Genomic DNA, 16,995 nt, shown 5'->3' with positions numbered 1-16,995 from the left:
TGCAGTGTTATTCAGGAGTTAAGGATGCCAAATAGTCTGACCTATTGCGATCTCCCCGCTGAGATCTCTCAATGGCCGGGGTTGCCCCTTTCGTTGAGCGGTGACGAAGTCATGCCGCTGGATTATCGGGCGGGCCACACCGGTTGGCTACTATATGGCAGAGAACTGGATAAAGAGCGTATTACTCAGTTCCAGCGCAAGCTGGGGGCCGCGATGGTGATCGTGACGGCCTGGGCGGTGGAAGATTATCAGGTGGTTCGCCTGGCGGGGACGCTAACTGCGCGCGCCAAACTGTTGGCTAACGAAGGCGGGTTAGACGTTGCCCCATTGGGCAAAATCCCTAACCTGCGCAAGCCGGGTCTGTTGGTGATGGATATGGACTCGACGGCGATCCAGATTGAGTGCATCGACGAAATCGCCAAGTTGGCCGGGGTGGGCGAGCAGGTCAGTGAAGTGACCGAACGCGCGATGCGTGGCGAACTCGATTTCACTGCCAGCCTGCGCCAACGCGTGGGTACGCTGAAAGGGGCCGATGCCAATATCCTCAAGCAGGTGCGTGACGAATTGCCGTTGATGCCTGGGTTGACCAGCCTGGTGCGCAAGCTGCAGGCGCTGGATTGGCACGTCGCTATTGCCTCCGGCGGCTTTACCTATTATGCCGAGTACCTGCGTGACAAGCTCAAGCTGGTGGCCGTGGCCGCCAATGAACTGGAGATCCGCGACGGTAAGCTGACCGGCGAGGTGCTGGGGCCGATCGTGGATGCGCAGTTCAAGGCCGATACTTTGGTGGCGCTGGCAGAGAAGCTGGGGATCCCACCGCAGCAAACCGTAGCGATCGGCGACGGTGCCAACGATTTGAAAATGATGCAGGTGGCCGGGCTGGGTATTGCCTATCACGCGAAGCCTAAGGTCTATGAGAAGGCGCAGGTCTCGATCCGCCATGCCGATCTGCTGGGAGTGCTCTGTGTGCTCTGCGGCAGTTTGAAACACGATGTGAGGTAAGCTGTGGCAAAAGCAGTAAAGCGGGCATTTGTCTGTAATGAATGTGGCGCTGATTATCCGCGCTGGCAGGGGCAATGCAGTGCCTGTCAGGCCTGGAACACCATTACAGAGGTGCGCCTGGCTTCAGTCTCCTCTTCCGCTGCCCGTAGCGAGCGTTTAAGCGGCTATGCGGGCGATGCCGGTATCAGCAAGGTGCAGAAGCTTTCGGACATCAGTCTGCAAGAGCTGCCGCGTTTCTCTACCGGTTTTGTTGAATTTGACCGCGTACTGGGCGGCGGCGTGGTGCCGGGCAGTGCGATCCTGATCGGCGGTAACCCCGGCGCGGGGAAAAGTACGCTGCTGTTGCAGGTGCTGTGTAAACTCGCCGAGCAGATGAAAACCCTGTACGTCACCGGTGAAGAGTCGCTGCAACAGGTCGCGATGCGTGCCCATCGTCTTGGATTGCCCACCGGCGGCCTGAACATGCTGTCGGAAACCAGCATCGAGCAGATCTGTCTGATCGCCGAGCAGGAGCAGCCGCGGTTGATGGTGATTGACTCGATCCAGGTCATGCATATGGCAGATATCCAGTCATCGCCAGGCAGCGTGGCGCAGGTGCGCGAAACGGCGGCCTATCTCACCCGCTTTGCCAAAACTCGCGGCGTGGCGATCGTGATGGTTGGCCACGTCACTAAAGATGGCTCACTGGCCGGGCCGAAAGTCCTCGAACACTGTATCGACTGTTCCGTGTTGCTGGATGGCGATGCCGATTCCCGTTTCCGTACGCTGCGCAGCCATAAAAACCGTTTTGGTGCGGTCAACGAACTGGGCGTGTTCGCCATGACCGAGCAGGGGCTGCGTGAGGTGAGTAACCCTTCCGCGATCTTCCTCAGCCGGGGTGATGAAGTGACTTCCGGCAGTTCGGTCATGGTGGTCTGGGAAGGCACCAGGCCACTGCTGGTTGAGATCCAGGCGCTGGTCGATCATTCGATGATGTCTAATCCACGCCGCGTTGCCGTAGGCCTGGAACAGAATCGTTTGGCGATCCTGCTGGCGGTGCTGCATCGTCACGGTGGCTTGCAGATGTCCGACCAAGACGTTTTTGTCAACGTGGTGGGCGGCGTCAAGGTTAGCGAAACCAGTGCCGATCTGGCGTTGCTGTTGGCGTTGGTCTCCAGCCTGCGCGACCGCCCATTGCCTAACGATCTGGTGGTGTTTGGCGAAGTGGGGCTGGCAGGAGAGATCCGCCCGGTTCCAAGCGGCCAGGAGCGTATTTCCGAAGCGGCCAAACACGGTTTCAAGCGGGCGATCGTGCCACATGCCAACGTGCCGAAGAAACCACCGGCCAATATGCAGGTGTTCGGCGTCAAGAAGCTGGCGGATGCGCTGGACGTGCTGGAACAGTTTTATTAATTGCCGCCCGCTGCGCGGAATATGCTATTTTGTTTAGCATAATAAACGGGAGGGGTTATGCGGCAGTTCGATTATCTTAAAGCAGCGATTAAGCAACAGGGATGTACCCTACAGCAGGTAGCTGATGCCAGTAGCATGACCAAAGGCTACCTCAGCCAGCTGTTGAATGACAAAATCAAAAGCCCGAGTGCGCAGAAGCTGGAAGCCCTGCACCGTTTCCTGGGGCTGGAATTCCCACGTCGGGAGAAGAAAGTCGGCGTGGTGTTTGGTAAATTTTACCCGCTTCATACCGGCCATATCTATCTGATCCAGCGCGCCTGTAGCCAGGTTGACGAGCTGCATGTGATCCTGTGCCACGATGAACCGCGCGATCTGTTGCTGTTCGAGAACAGCTCGATGTCACAGCAGCCGACGGTCAGCGATCGCCTGCGCTGGCTGTTGCAGACCTTTAAGTATCAGAAAAATATTCATATTCACTCTTTTGACGAAAAGGGCATCGAACCTTACCCGCACGGCTGGGACGTGTGGAGCAACGGCGTGAAGAGCTTTATGGAGCAAAAGGGCATCGTCCCGAGCTTTATCTATTCCAGCGAAGAACTTGATGCCCCCCGTTACCGTGAACATTTGGGGATTGAAACCATTCTGGTGGATCCGGAACGCTCCTTTATGAATATCAGCGGCAGCCAGATCCGTCAGGATCCATTCCGCTATTGGGACTACATTCCGACCGAAGTGAAGCCATTCTTTGTGCGCACGGTGGCGATCCTGGGCGGCGAGTCCAGCGGTAAGTCAACGCTGGTCAACAAGCTGGCGAACATCTTCAACACCACCAGCGCCTGGGAATATGGCCGTGACTACGTCTTCTCCCACTTGGGCGGTGACGAGATGGCGTTGCAGTATTCCGACTATGACAAGATCGCGCTTGGGCAGGCCCAGTACGTAGATTTTGCGGTGAAATACGCCAATAAAGTGGCGTTTATCGACACCGATTTTGTCACCACGCAGGCGTTCTGTAAAAAGTATGAAGGGCGGGAGCATCCGTTCGTTCAGGCGTTGATCGACGAATACCGTTTCGATCTGGTGATCCTGTTGGAGAACAATACCCCCTGGGTGGCCGACGGCTTGCGCAGCCTGGGTAGCCCGGTCGATCGCAAGGCGTTTCAGTATTTGTTGGAAGAGATGCTGCACGCCAATAACATCGAATATGCTCATGTAGAGTCGAGCGATTACGAGGAGCGCTTCTTGCGCTGTGTCGAGCTGGTGCAGCAACTGCTGGCGGCGGATGCCAGCCGCTTGGTGAAGTTTTAGGGACGTTTTAGGCTGGTAAATGTCGATGTAGTGGCGATGTAGTGCCCCTCACCCTAACCCTCTCCCACAGGGAGAGGGAACCGATCGAGTGTGTTTGAAATTGTCGTGACTCACCTTTGATGGGGAGGCGATCGAGTTTGCCAAGATGTTCTCTTCACTTCCAAACGAGCAGAGGCTATCAGCTCCCTCTCCCTGTGGGAGAGGGTTGGGGTGAGGGGTACATCGCTTAAATATCATGTATATAGCAATTTATTAATACCTGATAAATCGACCTTTCCACTAACTTAGTAAGTTATCACCAGCTTTCCCTGCATATGCCCATCCAACAGTTTGGCGTGCGCGGCGGTCAACGTGTCCACCGTCAACCCCTGTAGCGTTTCGCTCAGCGTGGTGGTCAACTTGCCTTTGTCCAGCAACTGCGCCACCTGCTTGAGGATCTCCCCCTGCTGGGCAATATCCGGCGTGGTGAACATGCTGCGGGTGAACATGAATTCCCAATGCAGTGCCGCGCTTTTCAGCTTCAACGCATTTTGATCCAGCGGTTGGCTGTTCTCGACGATGGTGCAGATATGACCGAGTGGGGCGATCAGATCGCTGATGGCTTGCCAGTGGCCGTCGGTATCGTTCAGGCACAGGATATAATCCACGCTCTCAATTCCTTCCTTAGCCAGGTTGCCTTTCAGGTCGCGGTAATCCACCACCAGTTCAGCACCCCGTTCGCGGCACCAGGCGGCCGATTCCGGGCGAGAGGCCGTAGCGATGACTTTCACCTTGCTACGCTGTGCCGCCAGGGGGATCGCCAGCGAGCCGACGCCACCGGCACCGCCGATGATCAACAGCGTTTTACCGGCAGCCGCATGCTGAATATTCAGGTGTTCAAACAGGGCTTCCCACGCGGTGAGCGCGGTCAGCGGCATCGCGGCGGCTTGCGCCCAGTCCAGGCTGGCAGGCTTATGTGCCACGATACGTGAGTCAATCAGCTGATGGGTGCTGTTGCTGCCCGGACGGGTAATATCCCCGGCATACCACACCTCATCGCCGGGTTTGAACCCGCTGACGCTGCTGCCCACTTCGAGCACCACGCCGCTGGCATCCCAGCCGAGAATGCGTGGCTGCTGCAAACCATTTTTTTGCAAGCCAGCATGAACCTTGGTATCGACCGGGTTGACGGAAACGGCTTTGACCGCCACCAGCAGATCGTATTGACCCGGGGCGGGTTTTTCTGGAGCGATCTCGATAAAACCGGCTGGATTTTTCGGATCGACGGCAATGGCTTTGATTAACATAATTGTGCTCCTTCGCATGAATAGTTCCAGTGTAGACCCTGAGGAGTAGAGTGATAAGATGGACAATAAATAACTAAGTGTTCGTCTGAGGTGAACAATCATGTTCAAGCAGTTGCAGGATATGGCGTTGTTTGCGCTGGTGGCAGAGTGCGGCAGTTTTACTGCGGCAGCCAAACGGGCCGGGCTGCCTAAATCCAGCGTCAGCCAGCGTGTCAGCCAGTTGGAGTCGAAGCTTGGCCTACGCTTGCTCAACCGTACCACCCGGCAGTTAAATTTGACCTTTGCCGGTGAGCGCTATCTTGAACATTGCCAGGAGATGCTCTCTGCTGCCGAACGGGCCGATCTGGCCTTGCAGCGCTTACGCGATAACCCCAGTGGCCGTCTACGCATCTCCACACCAGCCGGGCTGGGGGCGACGTTGCTTCCGCGTCTGGCGGCGGATTTCCAGCGCCAATATCCGGATGTCTCGTTGGAAGTGTCTGTGTCGGATACCATGGTGGATATGGTGCAGGAGGGCTTTGATGCGGCATTGCGTACCGGCAGGCCTCAGGATTCCTCGTTGATTGGCCGCCGTCTGGGGCATGCTCCCCGTTATTTGTTAGCTGCACCGGAGTATCTGGCCCAACACCCACCATTGCTGCATCCGCAGCAGTTGCAGCAGCATCTTTGCATTGCTCACCGCGCCTGGCCCGCCTGGATATTGCGCCGGGGAGAAGAGTACTACCGTTGGCAATTGCCGCTGCGGCATACCACCGATAATCTGTTATATGCGCGTGAATGTGCCATTTTGGGGGCGGGCATTACGTTGTTGCCCGCGTTTCTCAGCCGCGAAGTGGTCGCGCAAAAGCAGTTGGTGGAAGTGTTGCCGCAATGGCAGGCCGAAGGCAATGAACTGTATCTGGTTTACCCGAGCCGCAAGCTTAATTCCCCGGCGCTGGCCTGTTTTATCGATGTGGTGATCCAGCACCCAGTCTTTGTGGACTATGCGCAGGCGCTGGATTGGGGATAACAAAAAGCCCGCAAAATGCGGGCTTGAGAGCATAGATAGCCAACCGGATGTTACTTGGTGACTTTCTTGTACTTGATACGGCGAGGTTCCAGCGCATCGGCACCCAGAGTACGCTTTTTGTACTCTTCGTATTCGGTAAAGTTGCCTTCGAAGAACTCCACCTTGCCTTCATCCTGATAGTCCAGAATGTGGGTGGCAATACGGTCGAGGAACCAACGGTCGTGCGAGATCACCATCGCACAGCCCGGGAACTCCAGCAGGGCGTTTTCTAACGCGCGCAGGGTTTCGATATCCAGGTCGTTGGTGGGTTCGTCAAGCAGCAGCACGTTGCCGCCAACCTGCAGCAGCTTGGCCAGATGCAGACGGCCACGTTCACCGCCGGACAGTTCGCCCACGCGTTTGCCTTGATCGACGCCCTTGAAGTTAAAGCGGCCAACGTAGGCACGGCTTGGCATTTCGGTGTTGCCCACGCGCATGATGTCCTGGCCGCCGGAAACTTCTTCCCACACGGTTTTGGAGTTATCCATGCTGTCGCGGAACTGATCGACCGAGGCCAGCTTGACGGTATCGCCCAGCACGATGCTGCCGGAATCAGGTTGTTCCTGGCCGGACATCATACGGAACAGTGTGGATTTACCCGCGCCGTTCGGGCCGATGATGCCAACGATGGCACCCTTAGGTACCGCGAAGGTGAGATCTTCGATCAGCAGGCGGTCGCCGTAGGATTTACGCAGATTGTTAACTTCAACCACTTTATCGCCCAGGCGTGTGCCTGGTGGGATAAACAGTTCGTTGGTTTCGTTACGTTTCTGGTATTCGGTGCTGTTAAGTTCTTCAAAGCGTGCCAGACGGGCTTTGCCCTTAGACTGACGGCCTTTGGCACCTTGACGCACCCACTCCAGCTCTTTCTCGATCGACTTGCGGCGAGCGGCTTCGGTTGAGGCTTCTTGCGCCAGACGAGCGTCTTTCTGCTCCAGCCAGGAAGAGTAGTTACCTTCCCACGGAATACCTTCGCCACGGTCCAGTTCCAGGATCCAGCCAGCCACGTTATCGAGGAAGTAACGGTCGTGGGTGATCGCCACTACGGTGCCTTCGAAGTCGTGCAGGAAACGTTCCAGCCAGGCCACGGATTCGGCATCCAGGTGGTTGGTTGGTTCGTCCAGCAGCAGCATGTCTGGCTTTTCCAGTAGCAGGCGGCACAGCGCTACGCGGCGGCGCTCACCACCGGAAAGGTTGGCGATTTTTGCGTCCCACTCCGGCAGGCGCAGTGCATCAGCGGCGCGCTCCAGCTGGGTGTTGAGGTTGTGACCATCGTGAGCCTGAATGATCTCTTCCAGGCGGCCCTGCTCAGCGGCCAGCTTGTCGAAGTCGGCCCCTTCTTCAGCGTACAGCGCGTACACTTCATCAAGGCGTTTGAGGGCACCGACCACTTCTGCCATCGCTTCTTCAACCGATTCGCGGACGCTGTGCTCCATATTGAGCTGCGGTTCCTGCGGCAGATAGCCGATCTTGATGCCCGGCTGCGGGCGAGCTTCCCCTTCGATATCGGTATCGATGCCGGCCATAATGCGCAGCAGGGTAGACTTACCGGAACCGTTCAGGCCCAGTACGCCAATTTTGGCCCCAGGGAAGAAACTCAGGGAAATGTTTTTCAGAATATGACGCTTCGGCGGAACCACTTTGCCGACGCGGTGCATGGTATAGACGTATTGAGCCACGTTGCTCCGAGCCTCTCTATCAGTTTTTATAGGATGTCTGGCGGCCTGAGTGTAGCCCGTTTCAGCACCGGTTCCCAGATCCCCTATGACGATCGCCAAGTATAACCGCTAATGCTCACCATTAGGTGAACTTTGCTGTTTCTTAAGGGGTGACGACGATCGCCACGCGACGGTTTTCAGCACGCCCGCTGGAGGTGGCGTTACTGGCTATCGGTTGGCGTTTACCCATGCCGCGGGTTTCTATATTGGCACGCGGAATGCCGATACCTGCCAGCACGTCGGCCACGGCGTTGGCGCGGCGCAGAGAAAGTTGATCGTTGTAGCTATCTTCGCCGTAGTTATCGGTGTGGCCGTCCAGGCGGAATTGCACGATGTCTACGCTCTTCAGCGCCTTGCCCATCTTCTCGACGATCTCGGTACTTTGAGGGCTCAATTTACCAACGTTGTTACCGAACAGCACCTTGTCGGAAAAGCCAAACTCCCAACCGTTATCGGTCAGTTTGAACCCTTGGGCCTGCAGTAAGGCGATCTGTTCCGCCGTCAGCCCTTGTGGTTTGCTCTGGCAGCCTGCCAGCGTGAGCAAGGTGATAAACATTAACGCCAGTAGAGAATAAGACCGTTTAAAATTTAGCTGTAACATTAATTTTTCTCTTTTTGATTGTTTGAGGCCCGGTGCTGACGCTATTTGCGCATCGCTAACCGCCAGCCTCCGTGGGACAGGTGTTTTGCCCGGTACATTGCGTCATCCGCTTCGTGTAGCAGTTCCTGAGTGGTAGAGGCATGTTCAGGGTAAAACGCGATGCCGATACTCAGTGCGGCGATCACTCTTTCCTTGTTGGGTAACACAATGGGTTGTTGCATACACTCGATGATGATGTCGGCAATCGGCAACACATCGTTGGTGTCTTTGAGCGGTGCCAGCAGGATGGCGAATTCATCGCCCCCCATCCGTGCGACCAGATCGTGCTTGCGCAACCTGCTACGCAGGCGCTCTGCGATGGTGATCAAGACGGTATCACCGGCAGCATGGCCATGGTTATCGTTCACCTCCTTGAAACGATTGCCGTCGATAAACAGTACCGCCAGCTTTTCATCGGGTTCGAGCTCTGACAGCGCGCGGCCCAACTGAGCTTCAAAGAAGGCCCGGTTTGGCAACCCGGTCAGGCTGTCGTGGGTGGCTTGGTGGGTTAATGCGTCATTTTCTTGTTGCAGGTGCCGTTGCCAGGCTTCGATTTCATCCAGCAGGCCGTTAAAATCACAGCTCAGCTCGTGCAGTTCGGCAATCGGTGCTGAAGGCACCCGCAGTTCGAAAGTCCGATCGCGGCGTACCGTATGGGCAACGTTGGTGATATCGTCCAAGGAGGTCACGATCCCTCTGAGCATTCTGCGGGAAAGTACCAGGGCGCACAACGTACTGAGCATCAGGCAGGCAATCATGCCTACCATGCCGCGCAGCAAGAATTTCAGCAGACTGCTGCCGTTGCCGGTCAGCCAGACCAGGCCGATCTGTTTGCCTTCACGGGCGATGGGTAAAACCACCGCTTCCGGCAAGATCCAGCGGGCCACCATCTGTTCCAACCCATGTAATGGGCTATCCGCTGGGTGGTTCCAACTGGCCAAGGCGATCCCTCGCATATCCAGGATCTTGGCCTCCGACACTTCTTCGTTGGAAGCGATCAGCATCAACGCTTCGCGAGCGGCGGGGCGGTCTTCAAACACCACGGCGGCTTCAGCGGTATAACTGATCGAGCGGGCAATCAGATGCAGGTTATGGTTGGCATAGGCTCGCAGGGCAAACAGCGCTAACAACGTCAGGAAGATCCCGGCAGCGCTGACGGCGATCAGCGCTAGCCCCAGGTTCATCCGTTGCAGCACTTGGCCCAGCGTAGGGCGAGAGGTAGCCGAACCTTTTTGACCAAACAGTTTCATTGCGGCGGCCCCTTTTTACGCGCCAACTGCAGCACGTTAGGGTGAACACGCACGCCACTGCGCGCCAGTGAGTCCAGATTCACTTTAAAACCCGCCTGATCGTTGCTGATTTGCAAACAAAAGGCACTGCCAACAGCACATTCCATATCCTTTTCGCTGATGCTGAGGATCGAGTGACCCGAAATCCGGAGGAAAAAATCTTGTTTCTGAGCGGCATTCACGTCGCCCAAATACACTACATTGCAGCTAGTTACCAACTGCGGATTATCTATCTCGATCCGCTGGGTTTTGATTGGCTGCGGTCCCGTCAGCAATACCGGGTCGAACAGACCTTCGGCATACTGCACTGGCGCAGTCACGCACAAGTGGATCGGATCAGGTTTGGCGGGCCAGCGAGCATAGCTGATTATCCCCACCACCACGGTGGTGACGGTATGAATACGTTTTTGGTAGGGATCTTGTGTATCAGCCCCGGCCAACCTGGGAAACGTCAACATAGCCAGCAGCAGGATCGGTAATATGCGACGCGATCGGACCGGGTTGCTACATAAACCCTGTGTCCTGGCAGCCAACCTTCTGGCCTTTATCGACATCTTCATTTGCCATTCCTGCCTACGGCCGGCATGGTGGCGCGGCAGTCTGATACTAAATAATTGAGCCTAGTCGAAAAGGGTAAAACTTTGCCACGTACAATCAATCACACTACCCAAAAAGCATAACCTGACCGTCTTGGGGGCGGATTGTATTATAAGAGCAGTTTGTTGTGCGCTTTATGCTCGGTTTTATGAGATTTTTCCTAGGTATTTTTAACGTCATAAAACGCCCGGCAGGGTTTGCCAGGCGTGTTAGTGAAAGTTGCGTTTCCTTTACGCGCTTATAATAGCGTTTTTCGGCTCGCTTTGATGCGGTTAATCACCCATTTTTCTACTTCTACGATAAGAAATAGCCCAATGGCTATCATCAGCGTCACTCCCCAATAGAACAGTGGCAGCGGCGCGGTGCCAAACAGCGAGTTCATAAACGGCAGATAAATGATGGCCATCTGTAGCAGTAACAGTACGCCACTCACCAACCACAGGCCCTTATTGAGGAACAACTGGCGATTGAGCGGGAAGCGGTCTGCGGTGCGGCAGTTGAACATGTAAACCCACTGCGCGGTGACCAGGGTTTGCAGTAACACGGTACGGATCAGCTCGCTGCTGTAGCCGCGTGGTGCCATCCAGGCTTCCAGTGCGAAGGCGCTGATAGCGATCAGCACGCCGACGAAGCCGATGCGCCAGATAGCGTGCAGATCTAACACGTTGCTGCCCGGCACCCTCGGTTTACGGTGCATCAGCCCTTTTTCGGCGGGCTCATAGGCCAGGCCGAAGGACAGGGTAGTGGAGGTGGCCATGTTCATCCACAGGATCTGGATGGGCGTCAGCGGCAGCATGGCACCGGCCAGAATGGCGATGATGATCAGCAGGCCCTGTGCCAGGTTGGTCGGCAGTACGAACAGAATTGTTTTCTTCAGGTTATCGTAGACACGACGGCCTTCTTTTACCGCGCTGGCGATGGTGGCGAAGTTATCGTCGGTCAGCACCATATCCGCAGCTTCTTTAGTGACCTCGGTGCCTTTGATCCCCATGGCGATACCCACGTCAGCCTGTTTCAACGCTGGCGCATCGTTGACGCCGTCGCCAGTCATCCCCACCACGCCGCCTTTATCCTGCAGCGCTTTTACCAGACGCAGCTTATGTTCCGGGCTGGTACGGGCAAAGATATCGTAGCGCACGGCGGCTTCTGCCAGCGCATGGTCATCCATATGTTCCAGCTCGGAGCCGGTGATGGAATCCTGGCTGTTACCAATACCCAGCATAGCCCCGATGGCCATGGCCGTTTTTTGGTGGTCGCCGGTGATCATCTTCACGCGGATCCCCGCTTGCTGGCATTCGGCGATGGCTGCGACCGCTTCAGGACGTGGTGGATCCATCACGCCAGCGATACCGATAAACACCATCTGCTGGCGGATATCGCCGTGATCCAGCTCCACTTCGCCGTCTGGCGTGGTTTTACTGGCGGCGGCCACCATACGTAAACCCTGCTCGGCGAAGCGCGACATCTCCGCTTCCCAGTAGCCGAGGCGGAAGGGCTGGATGCCGGAATCGGTCAGTTCGAATTCGCACAGTGAGAACAGCACGTCTGGTGCGCCGGTAAGGAACACCTGATTCTTGCCTGCAACCTGGCTACGTACCGCCATATATTTGTAACTGGAGTCGAACGGGATTTTAGCCAGTTGGCGAGCTTCACCTATCTCCAATCCGGCCTTCATCGCCAGCACTTTCAGTGCACCTTCCGTCGGGCTGCCGGTGACCAGCCAACGGCCACTGTCATCCTGCTTGACCTGGCTGTCGTTACACAGGGTGATCGCAGTAATGAACTGGGCCAACGGCGGGATCTCTTGCACCTGCGCCGGTTTGTTACTGTCGGTAAAGAAGATGCCGCCAACCGGCTCATAGCTTTCCCCTTCAACGCGGAAGGCACGGTCGGCCATGATGACGTTTTTTGCCGTCATTTCGTTCATGGTCAGCGTACCGGTCTTGTCCGAGCAGATCACCGTCATTGAGCCCAAGGTTTCCACCGTCGGCAGCTTGCGGATAATCGCGCGGTTACGTGCCATCGACTGCACGCCCAAGGACAGGATAATCGAGATGATGGCTGGCAGTCCTTCAGGCACCGCGGCCACAGCCAGGCTGATCAGCGCGACCAGCAGCTCACCGAGCGGCATATCGCGCATCGTGAAGGCAAAGACGAACAGCAGCGCCATCATCACCAGGATCAGGATGAAGATGTTTTTACCCAGACGATCCATTTGTTGCAGTAACGGAGTACGCTGGGTCTTGACGGTGGAGATCATCTCGCTGATGTGGCCAAGCTCGGTATGGCCGCCGGTCGCGATCACCACGCCTTTGGCATTCCCGGCGCTGATGGTGGTACCGGAGAACAGCAGGTTGGTGCGATCGCCAATCATCACTTCATCAGGGATAGCATCGGTCTGTTTTGACACCACGGTAGATTCACCGGTCAGGATAGCCTCTTCAACCTGAAGGTTGTGGGACACCAATAACCGCAGATCGGCGGGAATTTTATCGCCAGGCCGCAATAATACGATATCCCCTGGGACCAAATCTTCCGCATTAACCGTGTGGTTAATACCGTCTCGCACCACAATGGCCTGACTGGAAAGCATATTCTTAATGCCTTTCAGCGATTTTTCTGCGCTGTTTTCCTGCACAAAGCCGATAAGGGCATTGATCACGGCAACGCAGAGAATAACCACGGTATCGATCCAGTGTCCCATAATGCCTTTGAGGAAGGCAGCGGCCAGCAGAATATAAATAAGCACATCGTTAAAGTGGGCAATAAAGCGCATAAAGGCGCTTTTGCCTGCCTGCTCCGGCAGGGCGTTGGGGCCAAACTTCTTCAGCCGTTCGGCGGCTTCCTGCTCGCTCAGGCCTTGCTGCTGGCCGTTTAAATGCTGAAGCGTTTGTTCAATATCATATTGATACCAGGCTTTTTCCGGCTTGGGCGGCTCTTGGTATTCAGTGGGGGAATGTTTTGGCATTGAGTGCCTCTCCTTAAAGTCGTTCGAATCTAAGTCCCCATCTGTGTCGGCAGCCCTTTTGCCGGGTTGATATTCCATTGTTTTCTGTCACACAGACGTGAATGGTAATAATTTTCAGTTAGTGGTGGCCAATTATCTGCCGCGTGATAGTAAATAATCGCAAACTTGAGTTTTTGATCTGAGATAATAAAAACAAAGTAATAGTAATTGTTTTAATCCATGTGGAAATGTTTCTCTATTAATGTCTCTGTAATGTCATTTTTTGTATGGAAAAACGTTTACCTGCAAAGAAAACTATAGAACACCGGGGTTATTGTGTGATGAAAAAATTGCCCATAATCCCGTGATTTTTCAAAACGTCGCCTTGCTGTTCTGTCTGGCGCAATCGCCAGGTAGCGTGGTTTTCCTCCAGGCTGATAAACTTGTTATAAAGTAATGAATGGATAAGCGTTTTTGCTGTCTATGATTAATACCTGATGCCAGCCCATGGTGGCGGCACGGTTTTGTTCCCACCGTGGTTTCCCACGGTGGGGCGTGAGACACTCGCAGAGCAGGATCCACTGGCCCGTTGGTTGCTGACGCGGCGCGGCAGCGGGGTGGATCGGTTCTGGCAAGCTAACCCAGCGAGGAAAGAGTAAGTATGGTCAAGGTGGACAAATGGCGGTTGTGGGCTGTAGGCCTGTGCCTGACGGCATTTTCTGGTGCAACATTGGCAGACTCCCTGGACGGCGAACGCCAGCGTTATCTGCAAATCAAGCAGGCCTGGGACAGTAAACAGATGGACGTGGTGGCGCAGTTGATGCCAACGCTGCAGGATTACCCCCTGTATCCTTATCTGGAATATCGCCAGTTGACGCAGGATCTCAGCACCGCCAGTGCGGCTCAGGTCCAGCAGTTTTTGCGGTTGCATCCTACGTTGCCACCCGCAAAATCGCTCTCTGCCCGTTTTGTGAACGAGTTGGCGAGCCGTCAAGATTGGACTACCCTGCTGGCCTTCAGCCCGCAAGAGCCTAAACCTGTTGCGGCGCGCTGTAATTTCTATTACGCCAAGTGGGCCACCGGCGATCAGCAGGCAGCCTGGGCTGGTGCCGATGATATCTGGATGAGCGGTAAAACCTTGCCGGGTTCCTGCGATAAGCTGTTCAGCGTCTGGCAGGCTGCCGGTAAGCAAACGCCGTTGAACACACTGGCGCGGATGAAGCTGGCACTGAAAGAGGGCAACAGCGGCCTGGTGAATTACCTGTACCGCCAACTGCCAAGCGATTATCAGACCATGGGGGATGCGCTGGTACGGTTGCAAAACGATCCCGCCACGCTGGAAGCCTTTGCCCGTAGCGTCGGCCCAACAGATTTTACCCGTTCGGCTACCACCATCGTATTCGCCCGCCTTGCCCGTCAGGACGTAGAAAATGCTCGAGCCATGATCCCAACGCTGGCCCGCCTGCAGAAAATGAGCGAAAGCGAGAAGTTGGCAATGGAGGAAGAGGTGGCCTGGCGGTTGATGGGTAACGATGCCACCTTTGAGCAGACTCAATGGCGCGATCAGGTGATCCTGCGCAGCCAACAGCCAGCCTTGCTGGAGCGCCGCGTGCGTATGGCGCTGGGCGTGGGCGATCGTCAGGGGCTGAAAACCTGGCTGGCACGCCTGCCTGAAGAATCGCGTAACAAGGATGAATGGCGCTACTGGCGGGCCAGTGTCATGATCGATGAAGGTAAACGCAGCGAAGGTGAGACGATACTGCGTAGCCTGATGAACGAACGCGGCTTCTACCCGATGGTGGCGGCGCAAAAACTGCAGGTGCCTTATCCGGTGATGGTCGCCGTGGCGGCAAAGCCGCGTACCGATCTAGTGAGTGGCCCGGAGATTGCCCGGGTGCGTGAACTGATGTACTGGAATATGGATAACCTGGCGCGCAGCGAGTGGAGCTCATTTGTTGCCAGCCGCAGCCGTCCGGAGCAGGAAGCGCTGGCCCGCTATGCCTTTGAGCAGAAATGGGCCGACCTGAGCGTACAGGCGACCATTGTTGGCAAACTGTGGGATCATCTTGAAGAACGTTTCCCGATGGCCTGGCCACAGGAATTCCGCCGTGCTACCGAAGATAAAGGTATTACGCCGAGCTATGCCATGGCTATAGCCCGCCAGGAGAGCGCCTGGAACCCGAAAGCGCAGTCGCCGGTCGGGGCAGCAGGTTTGATGCAGGTTATGCCGCGCACCGCGAAACATACGGTGGATCTGTTCGGCATCCCAGGCTACAGCAGCCCGAGCCAGCTGTTTGATCCGCAAACCAATATCACCATTGGCACCAGCTATCTGGAGTCGGTGTACCAGCAATTTGGTCGTAACCGTATTCTTGCGTCTGCGGCTTATAACGCTGGTCCATCACGGGTGAATACCTGGTTAGGCAATACCGATGGCCGGGTGGATGCCGTGGCGTTTGTGGAAAGCATCCCGTTCTCGGAAACTCGTTCTTACGTGAAGAACGTGCTGGCCTATGACGCATTTTATCGTCACTTCATGCATCGGCCAGCGAAGGTGCTGACGGATGCCGAGTGGCAAAGACGCTACTAATTCTCGATAAGACAGTAACCTAAATAATGGTGTTTAATACCGCACCACGAAAGTCAGAGGCAGGTGGGGGCCATGCAGGTTAGCCGACCGTTGAGCGCAAGGATGCGCGATTCGAGCCCTCAGGGATGAGTTTACGGCGTGTCGGCGTTCTGCATGGCCCCCACCTGTTGCACCAATACATGCAGCTATTTAGCTTAGCGTTAGCGGCATTTTGACGGCTACCTGGTCTATGCTATGCTGCTGTACTAGTTAAATAGTATGGTGGCTGGCATGACGCAATTATCGCTAAACGACCCCGCTCTTTCAGAACAAGGCAATGAAGATTGGCTGCGCTTTGTCGCACTGCTGCAGAGTTCGTTCGATCAGGATCTGCACCAACAGTTGATGCAACTGCTGCTGACGCCGGATGAGCGTACTGCGCTGGGGACACGGGTGCGGATTATTCAGGAACTGATGCGTGGCGAAATGAGCCAGCGCGAGCTGAAGAATGAGCTCGGGGCAGGTATCGCAACCATCACCAGAGGGTCAAACAGCCTGAAGATGGCGACGCCAGCGCTGAAACAGTGGCTGGAACAGCAATTACTGGGGTGAAGCAATCACCCCGGTGGCTTATTGCTGCGGCGTATTATTGCTGCTGTGGCTGCGGTAAATCGGATTATGGAACGGCACCAGTGCCAGCAGCAGCGCCTGATGGTAAACGCTGGTGCGGCTCAGCCGACCATCGGTAAAGATACCGATCGCTCCCCCCTGACGTTTGACTTCGCTATTGCCGGTGATCAGGGTCATTTCATCGCCTAACTCGCGACCAGCTCGAATACCCTGTAAAATTGATTCTGGCAGCATCAGGCTGGCAGAACGCGATTCGCCACGGGTCGTCGGGTTTTCTACCGTCATCCAGGCGAACGTCATATTTTCTTCGATCCCGGCCTCTACTCCGACCCAAAAGTCGGCTTCTGGCCGCACCTGCCGCGCCTCCATCACGCGCTGGCGTGCGCCGGTACGGGTTTCGGTGTTGCCAATGGGTTGCAGAGAAACGCCGCTGGCGACGTCAACCGATTCTATGCGGCATTGGTCTGCGCCAAAGGTATCTTCAAAAGCCAGTTGAATAGCCCTGATCTTTGCCGGGTTGGTAGTTGCAGCGATAACATGATACATAACGGCTTTAGCTTCCTTAAAGT

General features: G+C 55.8%; 13 protein-coding genes. 6 read left to right on the top strand and 7 right to left on the bottom strand.

Annotation, left to right across the window (positions count from 1 at the left end; translation table 11 throughout):
• The first annotated feature begins 24 nt into the window (after positions 1-24).
• From serB to nadR, 3 genes are read left to right on the top strand one after another with little or no spacing between them, the layout of a single operon-like run.
• Positions 25-1,002, top strand: coding sequence for a phosphoserine phosphatase (serB, locus tag ACX9GU_RS23320; RefSeq protein ID WP_325982032.1), 978 nt, complete (start codon positions 25-27; stop codon positions 1,000-1,002).
• 3 nt (positions 1,003-1,005) lie between these two features.
• The gene (gene radA / locus ACX9GU_RS23315) at positions 1,006-2,394 is read left to right on the top strand and encodes a DNA repair protein RadA (RefSeq protein WP_021179226.1); all 1,389 of its coding nucleotides are present in this window, start codon (positions 1,006-1,008) and stop codon (positions 2,392-2,394) included.
• A 57-nt stretch (positions 2,395-2,451) separates the two neighbouring features.
• A complete protein-coding gene (gene nadR / locus ACX9GU_RS23310; RefSeq protein WP_037376678.1) occupies positions 2,452-3,702 on the top strand; it encodes a multifunctional transcriptional regulator/nicotinamide-nucleotide adenylyltransferase/ribosylnicotinamide kinase NadR in 1,251 nt (416 codons plus the stop codon).
• Between the two features lie 284 nt (positions 3,703-3,986).
• On the opposite strand, the gene ACX9GU_RS23305 is transcribed toward nadR, so the two are convergent.
• On the bottom strand, positions 3,987-4,988 hold the full coding sequence (locus ACX9GU_RS23305; protein ID WP_473193068.1) for a zinc-binding alcohol dehydrogenase family protein: 1,002 nt from the start codon (positions 4,986-4,988) through the stop codon (positions 3,987-3,989).
• A gap of 100 nt (positions 4,989-5,088) precedes the next feature.
• On the opposite strand from ACX9GU_RS23305, the gene ACX9GU_RS23300 reads away from it, so the two are divergent.
• Positions 5,089-5,997: a LysR family transcriptional regulator gene (locus ACX9GU_RS23300; protein ID WP_473193067.1), complete on the top strand. Its 909-nt coding sequence runs from the start codon at positions 5,089-5,091 to the stop codon at positions 5,995-5,997.
• Between the two features lie 50 nt (positions 5,998-6,047).
• Here ACX9GU_RS23300 and ettA read toward each other — a convergent pair whose 3' ends face one another.
• The 5 genes from ettA to ACX9GU_RS23275 form a co-directional block, all read right to left on the bottom strand.
• Entirely contained in the window at positions 6,048-7,715 is a 1,668-nt protein-coding gene (gene ettA, locus ACX9GU_RS23295; RefSeq protein WP_021179229.1) for an energy-dependent translational throttle protein EttA, read from the bottom strand.
• A gap of 142 nt (positions 7,716-7,857) precedes the next feature.
• On the bottom strand, positions 7,858-8,355 hold the full coding sequence (yfiB, locus tag ACX9GU_RS23290) for an outer membrane lipoprotein YfiB (RefSeq protein ID WP_473193066.1): 498 nt from the start codon (positions 8,353-8,355) through the stop codon (positions 7,858-7,860).
• Positions 8,356-8,396: 41 nt separating this feature from the next.
• Positions 8,397-9,644 (bottom strand): diguanylate cyclase DgcN/YfiN, encoded by a 1,248-nt coding sequence (gene dgcN / locus ACX9GU_RS23285; RefSeq protein ID WP_473193065.1) that lies wholly within the window; start codon positions 9,642-9,644, stop codon positions 8,397-8,399.
• Positions 9,641-10,243 carry a regulatory sequestration protein YfiR gene (gene yfiR, locus ACX9GU_RS23280; RefSeq protein WP_473193064.1) on the bottom strand — a complete coding sequence of 201 codons (603 nt, stop codon included), beginning with the start codon at positions 10,241-10,243 and terminating at the stop codon, positions 9,641-9,643. The genes dgcN and yfiR overlap by 4 nt, the downstream gene beginning before the upstream one ends.
• Before the next feature lie 275 nt (positions 10,244-10,518).
• Positions 10,519-13,248, bottom strand: a complete 2,730-nt coding sequence (locus ACX9GU_RS23275; protein ID WP_473193063.1) for a cation-transporting P-type ATPase — start codon at positions 13,246-13,248, stop codon at positions 10,519-10,521.
• Between the two features lie 649 nt (positions 13,249-13,897).
• Here ACX9GU_RS23275 and sltY point away from each other — a divergent pair.
• Positions 13,898-15,817: a murein transglycosylase gene (gene sltY, locus ACX9GU_RS23270; RefSeq protein WP_473195234.1), complete on the top strand. Its 1,920-nt coding sequence runs from the start codon at positions 13,898-13,900 to the stop codon at positions 15,815-15,817.
• A gap of 270 nt (positions 15,818-16,087) precedes the next feature.
• Entirely contained in the window at positions 16,088-16,408 is a 321-nt protein-coding gene (trpR, locus tag ACX9GU_RS23265; protein WP_065683576.1) for a trp operon repressor, read from the top strand.
• An 18-nt stretch (positions 16,409-16,426) separates the two neighbouring features.
• Here the strand turns inward: trpR and yjjX are convergent, their stop codons facing one another.
• The gene (yjjX, locus tag ACX9GU_RS23260; RefSeq protein ID WP_021179238.1) at positions 16,427-16,972 is read right to left on the bottom strand and encodes an inosine/xanthosine triphosphatase; all 546 of its coding nucleotides are present in this window, start codon (positions 16,970-16,972) and stop codon (positions 16,427-16,429) included.
• Positions 16,973-16,995 lie beyond the last annotated feature (23 nt).

This window comes from Serratia sp. K1WW1 (assembly GCF_055790865.1).
This window is presented reverse-complemented; position numbering and strand designations above follow the sequence as displayed.